Origin of the sequence: Streptosporangium minutum, assembly GCF_002149035.1 — a bacterium.
Taxonomy (GTDB): domain Bacteria; phylum Actinomycetota; class Actinomycetes; order Streptosporangiales; family Streptosporangiaceae; genus Streptosporangium; species Streptosporangium minutum.
The window spans coordinates 1-17,128 of the sequence record NZ_NGFP01000201.1 but is presented as its reverse complement, the minus strand read 5'-3'; the positions used below and the strand labels follow the sequence as shown (position 1 = coordinate 17,128).

The 17,128-nt window shown below is 69.6% G+C and carries 14 protein-coding genes; 8 read left to right on the top strand and 6 right to left on the bottom strand.

The annotated features are described in order from the left end of the window. The first annotated feature begins 466 nt into the window (after positions 1–466). Both CA984_RS32530 and CA984_RS32525 read left to right on the top strand, forming a co-directional pair. Positions 467–889, top strand: coding sequence for a MarR family winged helix-turn-helix transcriptional regulator (locus CA984_RS32530; RefSeq protein WP_165781500.1), 423 nt, complete (start codon positions 467–469; stop codon positions 887–889). Positions 890–1,342: 453 nt separating this feature from the next. Continuing rightward, the gene (locus tag CA984_RS32525; RefSeq protein WP_086577296.1) at positions 1,343–2,296 is read left to right on the top strand and encodes a helix-turn-helix domain-containing protein; all 954 of its coding nucleotides are present in this window, start codon (positions 1,343–1,345) and stop codon (positions 2,294–2,296) included. Positions 2,297–2,361: 65 nt separating this feature from the next. Here CA984_RS32525 and CA984_RS32520 read toward each other — a convergent pair whose 3' ends face one another. Both CA984_RS32520 and CA984_RS32515 read right to left on the bottom strand, forming a co-directional pair. After that, positions 2,362–6,123 (bottom strand): S8 family serine peptidase, encoded by a 3,762-nt coding sequence (locus tag CA984_RS32520; RefSeq protein ID WP_086577295.1) that lies wholly within the window; start codon positions 6,121–6,123, stop codon positions 2,362–2,364. A gap of 261 nt (positions 6,124–6,384) precedes the next feature. Then, positions 6,385–7,371, bottom strand: a complete 987-nt coding sequence (locus tag CA984_RS32515) for a hypothetical protein (RefSeq protein ID WP_133061837.1) — start codon at positions 7,369–7,371, stop codon at positions 6,385–6,387. A 215-nt stretch (positions 7,372–7,586) separates the two neighbouring features. Between CA984_RS32515 and CA984_RS46560 the strand changes: the two genes are divergently transcribed. Beyond that, complete coding sequence (locus CA984_RS46560) at positions 7,587–7,763, top strand: hypothetical protein (RefSeq protein WP_165781499.1); 177 nt, start codon at positions 7,587–7,589, stop codon at positions 7,761–7,763. Positions 7,764–7,874: 111 nt separating this feature from the next. Here the strand turns inward: CA984_RS46560 and CA984_RS32510 are convergent, their stop codons facing one another. The 3 genes from CA984_RS32510 to CA984_RS32500 form a co-directional block, all read right to left on the bottom strand. After that, on the bottom strand, positions 7,875–8,426 hold the full coding sequence (locus tag CA984_RS32510) for a SigE family RNA polymerase sigma factor (protein WP_086577299.1): 552 nt from the start codon (positions 8,424–8,426) through the stop codon (positions 7,875–7,877). Between the two features lie 394 nt (positions 8,427–8,820). Next, complete coding sequence (locus CA984_RS32505; protein ID WP_086577293.1) at positions 8,821–9,609, bottom strand: alpha/beta hydrolase; 789 nt, start codon at positions 9,607–9,609, stop codon at positions 8,821–8,823. Beyond that, entirely contained in the window at positions 9,588–9,971 is a 384-nt protein-coding gene (locus CA984_RS32500) for an acyl carrier protein (RefSeq protein ID WP_086577292.1), read from the bottom strand. The genes CA984_RS32505 and CA984_RS32500 overlap by 22 nt, the downstream gene beginning before the upstream one ends. 281 nt (positions 9,972–10,252) lie before the next feature. Between CA984_RS32500 and CA984_RS32495 the strand changes: the two genes are divergently transcribed. The 5 genes from CA984_RS32495 (at position 10,253) to CA984_RS32475 (ending at position 16,452) form a co-directional block, all read left to right on the top strand. Then, entirely contained in the window at positions 10,253–11,869 is a 1,617-nt protein-coding gene (locus CA984_RS32495) for a benzoate-CoA ligase family protein (RefSeq protein WP_086577291.1), read from the top strand. A gap of 231 nt (positions 11,870–12,100) precedes the next feature. Continuing rightward, positions 12,101–13,087, top strand: coding sequence for a tryptophan 2,3-dioxygenase (locus tag CA984_RS32490; protein ID WP_341351740.1), 987 nt, complete (start codon positions 12,101–12,103; stop codon positions 13,085–13,087). Beyond that, positions 13,084–14,295, top strand: coding sequence for an aminotransferase class V-fold PLP-dependent enzyme (locus tag CA984_RS32485; protein ID WP_086577289.1), 1,212 nt, complete (start codon positions 13,084–13,086; stop codon positions 14,293–14,295). Before CA984_RS32490 ends, CA984_RS32485 begins: the two co-directional genes overlap by 4 nt. A 153-nt stretch (positions 14,296–14,448) precedes the next feature. Then, positions 14,449–15,777, top strand: a complete 1,329-nt coding sequence (locus CA984_RS32480) for an acyltransferase family protein (protein WP_086577288.1) — start codon at positions 14,449–14,451, stop codon at positions 15,775–15,777. 138 nt (positions 15,778–15,915) lie between these two features. Further along, positions 15,916–16,452 (top strand): dihydrofolate reductase family protein, encoded by a 537-nt coding sequence (locus CA984_RS32475; RefSeq protein WP_086577287.1) that lies wholly within the window; start codon positions 15,916–15,918, stop codon positions 16,450–16,452. Between the two features lie 326 nt (positions 16,453–16,778). Here CA984_RS32475 and CA984_RS32470 read toward each other — a convergent pair. Then, on the bottom strand, positions 16,779–17,128 hold a 350-nt coding region (locus CA984_RS32470), incomplete at its 5' end, for a cellulose binding domain-containing protein (protein WP_207621126.1).

Here is a 17,128-nt window from a genome sequence, read left to right as displayed (position 1 = left end):
CACCCATAGCCCCACCCCTTTCCCAGCGGATCAGCAGTCAGCCTTCCTGCTCGTCGACCACCTCGAACAGGTCCACGCCGAGCACGATCTCATGGACCTCATCCCATGTGGTGCCGGCGTCAGGGCCGCCTCGGCCTTCAGACATGGAGTCTCCTCACCCGGGCGGTCGCGGAACCCCGAGCGGAGTCCCCACCACCCTCCCACATTAATCAGCTTCACAGATCCTCAGTATTCCTGTCAATCAGTATCACTGATGATTTAGATTCGGCTGTTGCGCTGCGCATGGCAGCGTGTGACACTCTTGGCCTATAGGGTGTGACGCTCTTGCCATATATGAGCATGCTTGATATGGGCACTTTGGCGCATTATGCAACACATGACCGCTGAAGGGACGTATGTGAGCGCTGATTCTCCGAATACGGATCTCCCCCTTGCGGACTTTATGTCCGGCTCCACCAGCCTATTGGTGAGCAAGGCCAACGATCTTTTCGTCGAGATCTTCGAATCGGCGGTGGAGCCCTTCGGGCTGCGGTCGAAGGATTTCATCGTGCTCACCGCCATCGACTCCATGGGCCCCCAGTCCCAGCAGCAGCTCGCCCGCACCCACGGCATCGACAGGACCACCATGGTCAGCGTCGTCGACGGGCTGGAGCGGCTCGGCCTCGTCCAGCGGGCGCGCAACCCCGACGACCGGCGTAAGTATGCGATCGGCCTCACCAGTGAGGGGCAGGCCCTCCTGCGCCACAAGCTCACCCCGACCATGATGAACGCCATGGACGCCTTCCTCGCTCCGCTCGCCCCGGACGAGCGCGAACTGTTCAACAAGCTCCTCTGGCGTCTGGTGTACGAACGACCTCCGGCGGAACCCAGCGGGGCCGGCGCGTCCTAGGTCCTGTTCCGTGAGGCGCTGAACGCCGCCAGCGGACCACGCACACGGGCCTCGCCGGGGCTCCGCGCTCCGTGCGGTCCGCACCCGGACCGCGCACCTTCGAGGCTCCGCCCCACCCCGGGACGAAGGCTCTGCCACACCCCGGGACGAGGAGCCTTCCAGCCCCTCGTGCTCCCCTGCCGCCGGCTCCCCCCCTGACGGACCGGCGATGACGTGGCTCGGCAGAGCGCCTGCCCCGTCGCCGCGAACGCACCGGTGACGTCCGGGCACGTACCGCCCCGCCCGCCGCCCTCGAGCGCGATGGCCGCCGGCGCGATCACCGCCCGGTCCGCAACGGCGTCGACCTGGGCGGAAAACTCGTTTTCCTTGATCACTCGGATGATCCCCGCAGCCGGGCACGGGGCATAGTAACCACGGGACAAATGATGCAATGCGGTCAGAAAGTGATTAAAGATGCTGAACAGGCTGGGGATCAGCGAGCAGGAGGAGACCCTCTACGTCGAGCTCCTGCGATGTCACCGGATGACGGTCTCCGACATGGCCGAGGTGCTGGACATGCCGGTGGCGACCGTGACAGCCGCCGTGGCCCGGCTCGTCGCGCTCGGCCTGGCCACCCGCGACGACAGCGGGTTGCACATGGTCGTACCGCCCGACGTCGGACTCGGCACGCTGATCGCGCAACGGCAGGCCGCGCTGCAACAGGTACAGGGCAGGCTGGCGGAGCTGGCGGAGGTCTACCGGATGGGAGCCGCCTCGCCCGCGGGTGAGATAGAGGCGCTCACCACGCCGGAACAGCTCACCACCTGGCTCGACAACATGGAGCGCGGCGCCAGACGAGAGGTGCTGGCCTTCTTCCGGCCCCCGTATGTGCTCGACGTCAACCTCGACGACTCCACCAACGCGCTGCCCACCTACCGTTACGTGTACGAACGCGCCGCTCTCGACGATCCGCGAGCGCCCGCCGAGATCGGCAGATTCCTCAAGAGCGGGTACGAGATCAGGATCGCCGCCGAGCTGCCCAGCAAAATGATCATCGTGGACCGGGAGGCGGTGCTGCTGCCGATGCTGCTCGACCAGGCAAGCGTCCAGCCGGGTTTCCTCCTGGTACGGGGTCAGTCCCTGGTCCACCTGCTGGTGGCGCTCTTCGAGCGGGTCTGGCAGGCGGCGACGCCGTTGCGGCTCACCGCCACGAGTGTGACCGAGGGGGTTCCCGCATGGGACGACGTCGACGTGGCACTGCTGACGTACCTGCTGTCCGGCATGCCGGACAAGACGGTGGCCAGCCGGCTCGGCACCAGCGAGCGCACCGTGCAGCGCAGGATCCGACGGCTGATGAAACTGGCCGGAACCGACAGCCGCATGCAGCTGGCCTGGTACGCGGCCAGGTCCGGCATGATCCCCTCGTGAGGTGACCCGAACGGCGCCGGGGCGCCTCGTCCGCCGCGCGGACGGAGGCGCCCCGGCCCGTCGGGTTACCGCCGCAACCGGTACGCGCGGGTCACGGTCTGCAGGACGGTGCTGCCGTCGGCGGCGGTGGCCTGTGCCCGCAGCGAGACGGACCCGCCGGCCTTCGCGGACGCGGGGTTCCTGATCGTGCCGGTGAAGGCCGCGTCACCCTTGGCGGCGAGCCGCACCTGGTGCCAGGTGGTGCCGTCGTCGTAGGAAGTCCACAGCTTCGCCTCGGTGATCCGAGGGCCGGCCTTGCCCTTCGGGTACCGCAGGCCGAGCCCGACGCGGGTCGCGGACCCCGTCGAGGCGCTGTTGGCCCGGTCGACATCGAGGTCGTAGTCGACCGACAGGACCGGCAGCGGTGTCCCGGCGTCGGCCGCCTCGGAGCGGAACGTCCAGTCGGTGTTCACCTTGGTGGAGGTGGTCCACCACGGCTGGTCCCGCTGCGCGTCGACCACCAGGCGGTACTCGGCGCGGTCCGGCGCCACCGGGAAGGCGACGACCGTTGACGGCGCGGATCCGAGCAGCTCACCGTCCCGGTACACCGTGGTCCGCTCCTTGTCGGTGAAGGCACGGTTCATGATCCACTGGTTGGGCGCCGTGTCGGACAACCCGCCCGCGTACACCACGGCGACGGCGCCGTCCCGGTAGGCCGACTTGTCCAGCCCGCTTGGCAGCGCCGTACGGACCACCGCCTTGTTCCAGTCGCGGGACACCCGCTGACCGGCCTTGAGCACCGTCGGCGCGGTCTGCTGCCCGGCCTGGCCGGCCTCCCATACGGTGCCGACCTGCATCGCCTCCCAGGTCTTCACGTCGGCCGTGACGTATTCGGTGAGGGGTCGCGGCGAGACGATCCGGTTCAGGACCAGGTACGCCACGGTCTGCATCGGTGAGACCATCGGCCGGGCGTACCCGGCCTCCGTGCCGGGCGCCGAGGCGTGGAACGACGACTCGACCGTGGCGAGCTCGTTCGCCCGTACCCGGTACCGCTGGTCGGCGGGGATGCCGCCTTGCCGATACTTGAGCAGTTCGTAGGAGTACGGGCTCACCGCCGTGCCCGTGAGCTCGACCTTGGCCTTGCCGCGGATCGCCGACTCCGCCAGCCGGGCACCCTGCGTGCCCGAGAGGGTCATCGCCGGGATCTTGGTCGCCGTCGTGCCCCAGTTGTCGGCGCCCCAGTCGCCGGGGTTGTCGTTGTAGATGACGACCGCGCCGGCGCCGGCCGCCGCGGCGTTGTCGACCTGCTGGTACGGAGTGAGGTCGGGGCTGCGCTTCACCAGCGCGAGCTTGCCCTGGGCCGCCTGCCCGGCGTAGTCCTGCGGCCGGCCGGTGCCGGCGTCCACCACCGGCAGTACCCGCGTGCCGTCGATGCGCGCCGAACCGGCCCTGCCCCGGAAGTACACCGGCTCGATCGGTCCTCCACCGCGGCCGACGACCCGCGCCCGGAGTTCCGGCGCGCTGAGCGACCATCCGACGCGCGACTCGAAGCGGTCACTGGTGACCTGCGACGGGATGGAGTACACCTTCGTCTCGCCGTTCATCCACTGCTCGACGCCGAACGCGTTCGTGGCGGTCGAGTTCCGGATGGCGAGGCCCAGCCGGATCCTGTCCGTCTGGTTCGGCTTCGGGGTGTCGACGGTGACCGGGCCGGCCTTGCCGCCGTCGAACGTGATGGTCCGGTCGGAATCGATGAGGGTGCCCGGCTCTCCGCCGTAGGTGTACTCCCAGACGCGGTTCCCGTCGGCGCTGTAGTGGAAGATCTCCGCCATGAAGGCGTGCTCGCCGCGGGGCAGCCGCGCCACGACGGTGCCGTCCTCCCCGGGCACGTACAGGTCCGGCAGGGCCAGCTTCCCCAGAGCGAAGTCGTGGACGACGGCGACGCCGGTCGTCGGCTTGCCGTCCCGATCGAGCACCTTGAGGGTGACGTCGAAGCGCTCCACGTCCCTGACGAAACCGACCGCCGTCGTCACGACCGTCCGGCCGTCGGCGGAGGCGGCGGTGACGTGCGCGCCGTGCGCGCCCGCCGCCGTGGCGGCCGTGTCGACGGTGACGCTCGCCGCGGCTGTGCCGTGAGCCGGCACGGTCACCGTTTCGGCGTCCAGAGTCAGCGCCCCGGCCGGCAGGTCCTCGCCCGCGCCCTTGGCCGACAGCGTGAGGGTGACAGGCTGGTCGCCGTCGTTGACGTAGTCGATCCGCTTGGTGACCGGGCGGCTGCCGGAGTCCCAGTCCGCGAGGCCGAAGTCGATCACACCCGGCCCGGAGACCAGCTGCCGGACGGCGCGGCTGACGTCGACGCGGCCGGCGCCCTGGGAGTGCACCGGTGTACCGGCCGTGGTCTTCGCCGTGCTGATGAGCTGGCTCTTCAGCCGCGCGGCGGTCCAGTCCGGGTGCTCCTGGGCGAGGATCGCGGCGGCGCCGGCCACATGCGGGGTGGCCATGGAGGTACCGCTCGCGGTGGTGTAGGTGTCGTCCACCGGCGTGCCCATCGAGGTGCCGGTCGCACGGGCGGCCACGATCTTGAAGCCGGGGGCGGTGATCTCCGGCTTGAGCGCGCCGTCGCCCCCACGGGGACCGCGGCTGGAGAAGTCGGTGACCGCGTCGGCGGCGTCGACCGCGCCGACGGTCAGGGCCGCGTCGGCGGCGCCGGGTGAGCCCACCGTGGTCGCCCCCGGCCCGCTGTTCCCCGCGGCGATGGTGAACAGCACGCCGGTCTCGGCGGTCAGCTGGTTGACCGCCATCGCCATCGGATCGGTGCCGTCGGCGCCTTCCTGGCCGCCGAGGCTCATCGAGACGACCTTCGCGCCCGAGTGGGCGGCCCAGGTCATCCCGTCGAGGATCCACGACTCCATGCCGCCGCCCTCGTCGGCGAGCACCTTGCCCACGATGAGCTTGGCGCCGGGCGCCACGCCCTTGTACTTGCCGCCGGACGCCGCGCCGGAGCCGGCGATCGTGGAGGCGACATGCGTACCGTGGCCGTGGCCGTCCCGCACCCCCTCGTCCGGGACGAAGCTACGGCTGTCGGCGATCCTGTCGGCGAGGTCGGGGTGGTTCGGGTCCACGCCGGTGTCCAGCACCGCGACCTTGACGCCGGTGCCGTCGTACCCGGCGGCCCAGGCCTCGGGTGCGCCGATCTGCGGCACACTCCTGTCGAGCAGCGCCTTCACCCTGCCGTCCAGCCAGAGTCGCTGGATGCCGCCCGAGAGCCTGGTCTTGGGGGTACCCGCCCTGGAGGTGTCGTCGTCGACGGCCTCCCAGAACTTGTCGCCCTGCTTCTTGTCCGCGGTGACGGCCGCTCCGCGGACGCCGGGCAGGCTCCGCGTGACCCGGCCGCCGTCGGGCGCGCTCGGCTCACCGGCCTTCTTGGCGGCGTTCTCCTGGTAGCGCACGATCATCGGGATCGACTCGCTGTGCGCGTCGTCGTAGCCCTGGGCGATCAGCTGGGTGACGTTGAACAGCCGCTTGTCCACCTGGCCGGAGCCGACGAGCGCCTCGGCCTCCTTCGGCATCACGTACACGTCGGCGCCGACCGTGAAGGTGCGGATGTCGCTGACCGAGCGGTTGTACGGGGTCACGCCGACTGAGACGGTCTTGCCCGCCTGGCTGGTCACGGCGACCTGGTCACCGGTGATGAGGGTGACCCGCGCGGTGGTGGCCGACGGCGCCGGTATGCCGGTGACCCCGGCGACGGGGGCCGGCGAATCGCCGTACGCGCTTCCGGTGCCGGCCGCGACCAGCGCGGCGGCGAGGGAGACGCTGAGTAGTGCCGCTCTACGTCTGTTGGGCATTGAGGGGCTCTCCTTCTGCCGGCAGGGGGGTGACGCCGGCAGAAGGAAGCTTCGTCAAGGAGAGACCGGCGGCGCTACGACTGCGCCTGGCGGACAGTGGACATGTCCGGTCATCGCCACTTTCCGGTCCGCGCGCGGCATTCGGCGCTCCACGGAGCGGAACCCGGGCGGGCCGGCCGCTCCCCAGGGGGTCGGCGCTTGCCGGAGGGGCGGCGCGTCCTCAGGGAACGGGACACTCCTCAGGGAACAACGGGGCACTCCTCAGGGAACGGGGCACGGAAGCGTCGTGCCGGGCGGCACGGTCCGGTAACAGGCCGCGCCGGGGCACACCACCTTCACCGGGTCGTCGAATGCCCCGAAGCTGACGAGGACCGGTTCGTGCCCGAACCGGCGGGAGGCGACGTCGGCCCAGCCGAGCGCTCCGTCCCGGGTGACGGGCTCGTCGGCCACCGACGGATCCGCGTCGACGGCCGATCGCTCAAGGTAGGCCAGGTAGTCGGCCTCACGATGCCACACCGTCAGGCGGCGCAGGGAGTCGGCCACCGGAAGCGTGTTCCAGGGCTGCGCACGTGCCGCCACCGCGCGCAGGAACGCCTCGCCGACCGCCGCCTTCACCGACCGGGCGGCAGCGGTGGCTATCGTGGTCCCCTCTCCGCTGACGCCGACGACGGCGATCTGGAAATCGGGGCCGGGAAGCACGAACGCCGACACCCACAGCCCGAGAGCGGACACCGCGGACGCGACACTCGCGGGAATCAACCTCTCCAGGTGCTCGGAGACCCTCAGGAGCGGCATCCGCGGGCTCGCCCACCAGCGTGTGACCACGTCATGGGCGAGAAGGTCGGCGATCGCGCCGGAGGCGCCGTCGGAGCGGTCGTCCACCACGCCGACCACGGTGGGCTCCACCCGGCAGTCCCGCTCGCCCATCCATACGACCTCGGCCGGGAGAAGGTAGCGCTCCCGGCTCAGCAGGCCGACGCCGGCGACGCTCGAATGACGGTCGGCGGGGGGTTCCGGCATGAAGTCGGCCAGGCACAGCTCTCTGCCGTCGTCGCCGGTACAGGGGCGCGCGAGACCGTCGGGAATCCGGTACAGGGCGTCCATGGCGGTGGCCCGCAACTCCGCCCTGGTCAGCGCGGCGTCCGGGGAGAAACCCGCCGCGACGGTGACGACCCCGGACACCGGCCGCTGCGCGTACGCGAGATGGACCTCCCCCCCAAGGCACTCGGCGACTCCCTCCAGAGGCACCGGCGACCACGACGCCCCTGAAACCGCTGACCGAGAGCTTCCAGGTGTGGGCGCCATCAGTCCCTCCTCGCCACGCATCCCGGCCCCCTGAGGGCCCATGGTGAAACCCTCCGGCCCACGGCCGCTGCCGCCGCCGGGAGGGTCCTGCCATTAGCGAGGGCCGCGAGCCGGGCTTCCCCGGCATCCAGCACCTCAATTCGTGTCGTGGATCACACATGGTGCTGACACAAGACCAATACAACACGCCTGCGGCGGGGACCGTCAACGCGAAAATGCCTATGCAGCAATTTGGAAGAAGAGATATCGTGAACGGTGCGGAAATGCCGGTCCGGCGGTTGCGGAGAATATTCTCCGGCATCGGCGGCAGAATGGTGGGGCAGATATTCTCATAACACGCCGGCAGGCTCTCCGATAAGTCGTACCAGCTTTTCCGGAAAAACACCGGATAATTTTTCCGGCGATTCAGCGGAGCGACCCGCCGCCGCGCGGGAGCGCCACCCCGCCTATCCTCTCGGCCCGTCCCCCCGCGGCGCCGGAGCCGGCCCGCTCACCGGGCCGTACGCCTCGGCCCGGAGCACCGAGCGGAGGATGTCCAGGGCGCGCGCCGTCTGGCTGCGCACCGTCGAGGCCACGCTCCCCATCACCTGCGCGGTCTCCTCCACGCTGCGGTCCTCCCAGTACCGCAGGACCACAGCGGCCCGCTGCCGCGGCCCGAGAACGGCCAGGGCACGCATCAGGACCAGCCGGTCCCCCAGGAGCGCGTACGGATCCGGCGCCGGGGCCGGCTCGGGAAGCACTCCCGGCAGCGCCTCTCGCGACCACCGGCGGGACCGGCGGTCACTGATGATCATCCGGATCATGACCGTGCGCGCGTAACCGGCGATCCTGTCACGGCGCTCAAGACTGTCCCACCGCCCGTGAAGGGCGATCAGCGTCCGCTGCACCAGATCGTCGGCCTCGTACCAGTCGGACGAGAGCAGAAATGCGGCCCGCCGCAGCGCCGGCCTGGCTTCCTTGACATAACGCGAGAACTCGTCCTCACGGGCCACGGCCATCCGCTCACACCCCGTCACAACGAATGGACCCCACCGTCAGCGGTGTGAAATCCTGGAAAAGACACTCGACAACAGACCGACGACATATCGATCGCGTTGAGCCGACGCCATCAGAATTGGCCGACGCGTTACCGGCGGCAACCCCTATTCATTCGTCCGTGTCGCCCTTACCCGGATCGGGAGAACCCCGGAAAGCGCGCGGGAACCGCCGCCGGAACAGCGCGGAGACGTGCCTCGGCGGCCGCGCCGGCCGGAACGCGCCGACGGCCGTGCCGGGCGCATGACCACGGGCCGGGGCGGCCCCGGCCGGTTCCGATCCGTCCCGTGGAGACCCTCATCGCCTCGCGGCGTCCCGTCCCCCTCGTGCGGCGCGGATCCGGGCGGTCGCCACCGGCTACTCGACCCGGCCGCCCGGGCCCACGATCGACCTGATGGCCTCGACCACCGACGGCCATCCCGGCGAGAGCGGATCGATCAGCTCGAAGTGATCCAGTCCTTCCAGCTCCACCAGCGTGGCGGACTTCTCCCGCTCGGCGAAGCGGCGGCTGATCTCGATGGGGACCTGGACGTCCTCGGTGCCGTGCACGAGGACGAGGCGACCGCGATCGTAGGGCAGCAGGCGGATCGGGTCCGTCTCGGGCAGCAGGGCGAGGCGGCCGTCCAGCAGGTCGGAGCAGGCGCCGGCGCCGATGCCGGCCTCGATGCCCCAGCCCAGGTCGGAGATGCCGGCCAGCGGCACCACGCCCTGGATCCTCAGGCTGGCGTGCCAGGGTGAGGTGACGGGCAACCGGTGACGCAGCGCCGACCAGAGGGCGAGATGCCCGCCGGCCGAGTGGCCGAGGAGGACGACGCCTCCCGCGGCCGGGAGGTCACCCATGATCGCGTCGACGGCGGCGGCCACGTCGTCGAACGTGCCCGGGTAGCCGCCGCCCGGCTGGCCGAGCCTGCGGTATTCGGGAGTGCACACGACATACCCGCGGCCCGCCAGGTCGTCCGCCATGGGGCGGGTGTGGACCCGGTCGTACTTCGCCCGCCAGAACCCCCCGTGGAGCAGGATGACGACGGGCGCGTCCGGCTCGCTCGTGGCGGACCGCACATCGATGATCTGCTCGGGATCGTCCCCGTAGCCGATGACGCGGTCAGGAGGCATGGCCGGACGGGTCAGCACGTCGGGGAGAGCCATGCGGAGATCGTACTGCCCCCGTACGGCCACGGGCGAACGGCCTGCCCCGCCGCCACGACGTGGCGCGTGAAGGAGTCCAGGCGGGGGTGACCGTACAGGTCACTGGCCTTGACCCGGATGCCGAGGTCGTCCTCGATGCGGGCGACGATCCGGACCGCGGCGATCGCCCGGCCGCCCAGCTCCCCGAACGTCGCGTCCGTCTCGTCACCGGAGAGGCCGAGCGCGCTCCTCCAGATCTCCCCGACCCGCTCGCCCGCCTCCCGGGGGCTCAGCGCCCGCCCGGCGGGCACGCCGTACGCGCGGGGACAGACGATCGGCGCCGCCGGGGCTCCGGAGGGGCCGCCCAGTGAGGCCATGCACATCGGGCCACCTCCCTCTCGCACCGGCACGGGCTGACCCCAAGCGTATGGAGCCGGAGGGAATCCGCCGTCTTCCACATTGCCGGACCTCCTCCGTGAACGGCCGTGAGATCCCGGCCCCCTTCCTCCACCTGTCGTGCGGCGGAGTGTCGGGCGTCCGGGTGGCAGGAAGTTGTCATCGGCGGCCAACTTGCTGCCTCCGTTCTGCCTGGTCCGGCGGCTCCCCGGCGCGCACCGTTGATTGTGCGAGGACAAATCGACATTCGAGAAAAAGGTTTAAGAAAATGACGATTCTAGCCACCTTGCCGATCATTTCCCCCTTCGAAAGCCAGATCAGCCATCCCGAATTCAACATCGCCGAATACTTCCTCGACCGGAACATCGGCGACAGGACCGCGCTGATCACCGGCGCCGGCCACACGACCTACGCCGAACTGACGGCGCTGGCCAACCGGGTGGGCAACGCGCTGCACGCGCTGGGAGTGCGGCAGGGCGACCGGGTGCTGATCGCGCTGAGCGACGGGGTCGAGTCCGTCGCGACCTGGTACGGCACGCAGAAGATCGGCGCCGTCACCGCCGAGGTCTACACGTATCTGCAGCCGAAGGACTACCGCTACTACGTGGACTACGCGTCGCCGGCGATCGTCGTGGCGGACGCGGTCACCCTGGACCGGCTACGCGAGGCGGGGGCGCGGAACCTGCTGGTGGTCGGGGTGCCCCCGCACGACCTGCGCGACGGCGAGCACCACTTCGAGACGCTGGTCGCCGCGCAGCCGGCCGAGCTCGACCCCGCCCCGACGACACGCGACGACGTCGCGATCTGGAAGTTCACCACGGGCAGCACCGGTGCGCCCAAGGCCTGCGTGCTGCCCGCGCGGAGCCCGCTGCTGAGCTTCGAGGGGTACGCCCGCGGGGTGCTGGACATCCGGCCGGACGACGTCGTGCTGCCGGTTCCCAAGCTGTTCTTCGGTTACTCCCGCGACCTGACCGCCCTGTTCCCGTTCGGCGTGGGCGCGGCCGGCATCGCGTTCCCGGAACGCAGCACGGCGGACAAGATCTTCGAGCTGATCGCGGAGCACCGGCCGACGATCCTGGTGAACGTGCCGACCATGATGAGCGCCATGGTCGCCCACCCGGAGGCGGCCGACCAGGACCTGAGCTCGCTGCGGCTGTGCACGTCGGCCGGTGAGGCCCTGCCCGCGGAGTTGCACCGCAAGTGGATGGACACCTTCGGCGTGGAGGTCATCGACGGGATCGGCTCATCCGAGGCGTACCACATCTACCTGTCCAACCGGCCCGGCCGGTCCCGGACCGGCAGCCTCGGCCAGGTGGTTCCCGGGTACAGCGCGCGGGTGGTCGACCGGGACGGCGCGACCGTGCCGGACGGCGAGGTCGGGGTCCTGGAGGTCAGCGGCGAGGCGGTGGCGCTGGAGTACTGGCAGGAGCCCGAGAAGTCGGCCGAGACGTTCACCGCCGAGCACACGGTGCGCTCCGGCGACCTGGTCACCCGGGACGCCGAGGGCTTCTTCTACTACCGGGGCCGGGCGGACGACCTGCTGAAGGTCGGCGGCATATGGGTGGCGCCCGCTGAGATCGAGAACTGCCTGATGGCGCATCCGTCCGTGGTGGAGTGCGCTCTGGTCGGCCACCAGGTGGCGGGGCTGACCCGGCCACGCGCCTACGTCGTGTCCGACGGCGAGGTGACGGCGGCGGAGTTGCAGGCCTTCGTGCGGTCGAGGCTGGCCCCGCAGAAGTATCCGCGGGACGTCCAGTTCGTCGACAGGCTTCCCCACACCGCGTCCGGCAAGCTGGACCGCCGGGCCCTGGAGGAGATGTCCCGTGACGTCCCCCACCGGTCCCACCAGGACATCCACCCGCGCAAGTTGGCCGAGGCCGCCTGACGGCGCGGCGGCCGGCTCCGATGTCCCCCGGCTGCGGTCACAGCGCCCGACCGCCCGCGAGGCGTCTCCCGCGGGCCCTATGGGGAACCGGGGCCGGATTCAGCGCACGGTCCCGGGAATTGCATCCACTTTGATGACAATTGCCCTTTTTCTCTCAGATTGCTGATCCTACCCTTATTTCCGTAATCTCTTTTTTGTGGGGTGTCACGCGCCGTAGCCTGACGCTATGGAATGACGGCGTGTTTCTTAACGGCCCTGAACGCCATCGCCGCGGCTTCCACGCGAAGCCGCCAACTGCGCGGCCGGGGCCCCGGGGGAAATCCCCGGCGGTTCTGCCGTACGGGGACCGCGCTTGTTTCCATGTGCCGTACATCGCGTTCACACCGGCCGCGATGCCTGCCTTTTGTGGAGGTTGATGAAGCCGTGATCGTCGACCACTCCCCCGTTTTGACGTACTCCTCGTACCTGGCGCTGGATGAGATCCTGACGGCCCAGCGGCCGCACTCGGACGAGCATGAAGAGATGCTGTTCATTGTCGTCCACCAGGTGCACGAACTGTGGTTCAAGCAATTGCTGCACGAGTTCGCCGGCCTGCAGCGACAGCTGGCCCTCGGCGACAGCGCGCACGTCCTCCACTCCTTGCGCCGGTCACTGGGCATTCTGAAATCCGTGATCACCCAGATCGACGTCCTGGAGACCATGACCCCTTCCCAGTTCACCAGCTTCCGGGGCAACCTGGGCACCGCGAGCGGCTTCCAGTCCGCGCAGTTCCGCGAGATCGAGGCGGTGCTGGGGCGGCGTGATCGCCGGGCGTTCGAGCGCTACCTGGAGGGGAGCGGTGAGCGCTACCGGATCGAGTCGGCGATGAACCGGCCCACCCTCTTCGACTCCTTCCTCGGCTACCTCGTGGTCCATGGCTACCCGGTGCCGCACGACCTGCTGTATCGGGACGTGTCGCTGCCGATGGAGCCGTCGGTGGAGTTGCAGGGCGTACTGTTGCAGGTCTACCACGACGACGACGTGGCGGCTGAGGTGTGCGAGGGGCTCGTGGATCTCGACCAGCGCATCCAGGAGTGGCGCTACCGGCACGGGAAGATGGTGGAGCGGATCATCGGCGACAAGTCCGGCACCGGCGGTTCCTCCGGAGCCGCCTACCTGCGCGCGACCCTGTCCACACCGATGTTTCCCGACCTGTGGACCGTGCGGGGCCGGCTGTGACCGACCTGTCGCCGTGGCTCGCGCCGCACTACTCGAAGTTCCACGTGTCGCGGCGCCTGCTGCTGTCCGGCCACTCGCACCAGGCGTGGCCGGACGTCGCGCTGGCCGGTCAGCTCGACGCGTTCCACGACGCCGCCCTCGAAGTGGACGACAAGTGGGGCAAGGCCTTCGACAAGGCCGAGCGGGTCCGGGACGGCTTCCGCCTGTTCCTCGGCGACCCGTCCGCCGAGCTCGCCCTCGGCGGCAGCACACATGAGCTCGTGCTGCGTTTCCTGTCGGCCGTGAACCTGCGGGACCGGCCCCGGCTGGTCACCTCCGACGGGGAGTTCCACACCCTGCGGCGGCAGCTCGCCCGGCTGGCCGAGGAGGGCGTCGAGGTCGTCAGGGTCGCCGCCGAGCCCGCCGACACGCTCGCCGCGCGCATGGCCGACGCCGTCGACGACCGGACCGCCGCCGTCCTGGTGTCGGCGGTGCTGTTCGAGACCTCCCGGATCGTTCCCGGACTCGACGCGCTCGCCCGGGCCTGCCGGCGGCGGGGTGTGGAGCTGCTGATCGACGCCTACCACGCCCTGGGCGCCGTGCCGTTCTCGGTAGCCGGGATCGAGGCGGCGTGGGTCGTCGGGGGCGGCTACAAGTATCTCCAGCTCGGTGAGGGCAACTGCTTCCTGCGGATGCCCGAGCACGCCCGCGCGCTGCGGCCGGTGATCACCGGCTGGTTCGCGGAGTTCGCCGAGCTGGCAGGCGACCATCGCGCGGGGTCCGTCGGCTATCCGGCCGGCGCCGCGCGTTTCGCGGGATCCACCTACGACCCCACGAGTCACTACCGTGCCGCCCGCGTCTTCGACTTCTTCGCCGAGCACGGCCTGACCCCCGGCTTCCTCCGTCAGGTCTCGCTGCGCCAGGTGAGCCTGCTGGCCGAGCGCTTCGACGCGCTCGACGCACCCGGCCATCTGATCACCCGCGACCGCCGGGGTTCGCGCGAGGAGTACGGCGGGTTCCTCGCGCTGCGGTCACCCCACGCCGCCCGCCTGCAGGCCGGCCTGGCGGCGCGGGGCGTGCGGACCGACAGCCGCGGGGAGTATCTGCGGTTCGGACCCGCGCCCTACCTGTCCGACTCGCAGCTCGTGAGCGCCATGGACCTGCTCGGCGCGGAGCTCTCCGACCTGGGCGCCCCGACCGGCCCCGAGGCCGCGCCCGCACATCCGTAACCTGCGCCCGCACATCCGTAACCTGCGCCGGCGGCACCGGTGGCCCTTCCGCGTGCGCCTGTACGGCGCGGCGCGCCGCCTGCCGGCACACCATCAATTCCGCAATACAGGAGATGCCGGAGAAAGCGCTCGGGTCAACACTGGGCACGTCAAATGATTCAGAAAGGACATGCTATGGCGACACCCGCGCGTGGGCCCAGCGTGAAGACACCAGATAAGAAACGTATCGCGTCGCTCGACGGGATACGCGGCGTGTGCGCGATGATCGTTGTCACCACCCACGTCGCTTTCTCCACGTTCGTTCTCCCGTCCTCCGCGGGCCCGCCGACCGAGGGGATATGGTCCATTCTCTGGGCCGGGCAGGTAGGCGCGATCGGCCCCTTCTTCATCATGTCCGGCCTGTTCCTCTACCGGCCGTTCGCCCGCGCCACCCTCGCAGGCACCCCGCAGCCCAAGCTGGGGATCTACTTCGTGAGACGCGCCTCGCGGCTCCTGCCGGCCTTCTGGGTGCTGTGCGCGTTCAGCCTGATCGTGCTCAACCTCTCCAGCATCACCGGGGTCTGGGACGTGCTGCGTCCGTTCCTGCTGATGCACATCTACGACTTCCACTGGTACGCCGGTCTCGACGTGGCGTGGACCGTACCGGCGGAGACCCAGTTCTACGTCGCGCTGCCGATCATCGCCTGGGTCATGCACCGCCTCGCGCGCGGTGTCGCCGATCCGGCGCGGAAGGCGCGCCGGATGCTGATCCCGCTCGGTCTCCTCGTGGTGGTCCAGCTCGGATGGGCCCTCTACATCAACTCGAGCTTCGGCCCCTGGCCGCCGCAGTTCTTCTACCCGTTCGGCGTGTCCGGCCTGTTCGCCATCGGCATGGCGATCGCGGTGTGGTCGGTCCTCACCGAGATGTCCCCGGACAAGGCGCCCAAGTTCTTCGGCTGGGCGACCAAGCGGCCGAACCTGTTCTGGCTCGCGGCACTGGTGCCCTATGTCATCAACTGCGCCCAGCCCTTCTCCATCCCGGGCACGGCCGACTGGCTCTCGCCGGAGGCCGCGGTCATCCGCTCCGCGCTGATGCTCATCTTCTCCTTCCTGGTCATGGTGCCGCTTGTCGTGCCGGGCGCGTCCTCGCGGTTGATGGAGGTCTCGCTGGGCAACTGGCCGCTGCGCTTCCTCGGGCGCATCTCCTACGGCCTCTACCTGTGGCACTTCGCCGTCATGTATCTCGTGTTCCAGAGCGGGAGCATCTTCGGCGAGACCGTCCCCGTGCAGGCCCTGCTGGGCAAGTTCGGTTTCTGGGAGCTGCTGATTCCCACGGTGGTGGGCACCATCGTGATCGCGACGATCAGCTACTACGTCCTCGAACGTCCGATCCTCAAACTCACCGACCGGCTGGGCAAGGGAAAGACGGCGCCGAACGTCGCGACCTCCGAGGCCGGAAAGCCGGCGCCGGAGTTCACCTCGAGTGGAGCCGGGCGGCCGTAGAACGATGTGACCTGAACCATTCGGCACAACACCAATGATCAACCCGGGAAACCGGGTTGATCATTGGTGTGAACGGGTAGCCCAGCACAGCCGCACCAGCCCGGAGCCGGAATATAAAAAGGACAGGAGATTCCATTCATGAGGAAAGTCGTTCTATTAATGCATGTCTCGCTTGACGGATTTGTCGGGCGGTCGGACGGAGATCTGCAATGGATCTTCCCGGACATGGACGACGACCTCACGCAATGGACCATCGACGCGCTGAGCCGGATGGACACGCACGTTCTCGGCCGCGTCAACTACGAAGAACAGTCGGGGCACTGGCCGTACTCGACCGACCGGCTCGCTCCCCTGATCAACAACGCGACCAAAGTCGTCTTCTCCAGGACACTGGAGAAGGTCGAGTGGAACAACTCAAGGCTGGCGACAGGCGACGTCGCCGAAGAGATCTCGCAGCTGAAGCAGCGGCCCGGCACGGACATCTTCGTGCCCGGCGGTGCGAGGTTCGCGCAGTCGGTGTCGAGGCTGGGACTCGTCGACGAGTACCGGCTCATCGTCCATCCCCGCGTGCTGGGCAGCGGGCTGCCCCTGTTCACCGATCCGATCGATCTGAAGCTCCTGAGCTCACGGGAGTTCTCCACGGGCGCCGTCGCCCTGACCTACCGGCGCGCGTGACCTCACGGCCGACGCCACGGTGATCCAGGACCCGGACGGGCCGTTCGCAGGCATCGTCCGGCCCTGATCTACCGGCCGGACCCCTTCCCGGACTCCCGCACGATGCGCACCGCACCCGCCCGGAACTGCCTCCGGTCTCTCCCGTACCCCGACCTCCCCCTGGGCCAGGTCCCCACGTTACGAGGGGAGGCTCACCGACGTGCTCGATGGGCAGAGCCTTGCCGTCCATGATGGCGGGCCCGTCTCCGCGGTACGGCCGGGAAACGGAGACGCCTCATGAACGAGTCGCCGCGGACCGGTCTGTACCGGTCCGCGGCAGGGCTGCGTCAGGCTCTGGTGCAGGTGGTGTTGTTGAGGGAGAACTGGGTGGGGATGCCGTTGGTGCCGGCCGTGGAGTTGCCGCTGAGCCCGAAGCCGACGGTGCCGCCGGCCGGGATGGTGGCGGTCCAGGACTCGTTGGTGGCGGTGACCTGCTTGCCGCTCTGGGTGGTCCTGGCGTTCCAGGCGTTGTTGATGGTCTGGTTACCGGGGAAGGAGAAGGTCAGCTTCCATCCGTTGATCGCGGCCGTGGTGGTGTTCTTGATGGTGATCTCGGCGTTGAAGCTGCTGCCCCAGTCGGACAACCGGTAGGTCACCGTGCACCCACCCGGCGTGGGCGTCGGGGTCGGGGTCGGGG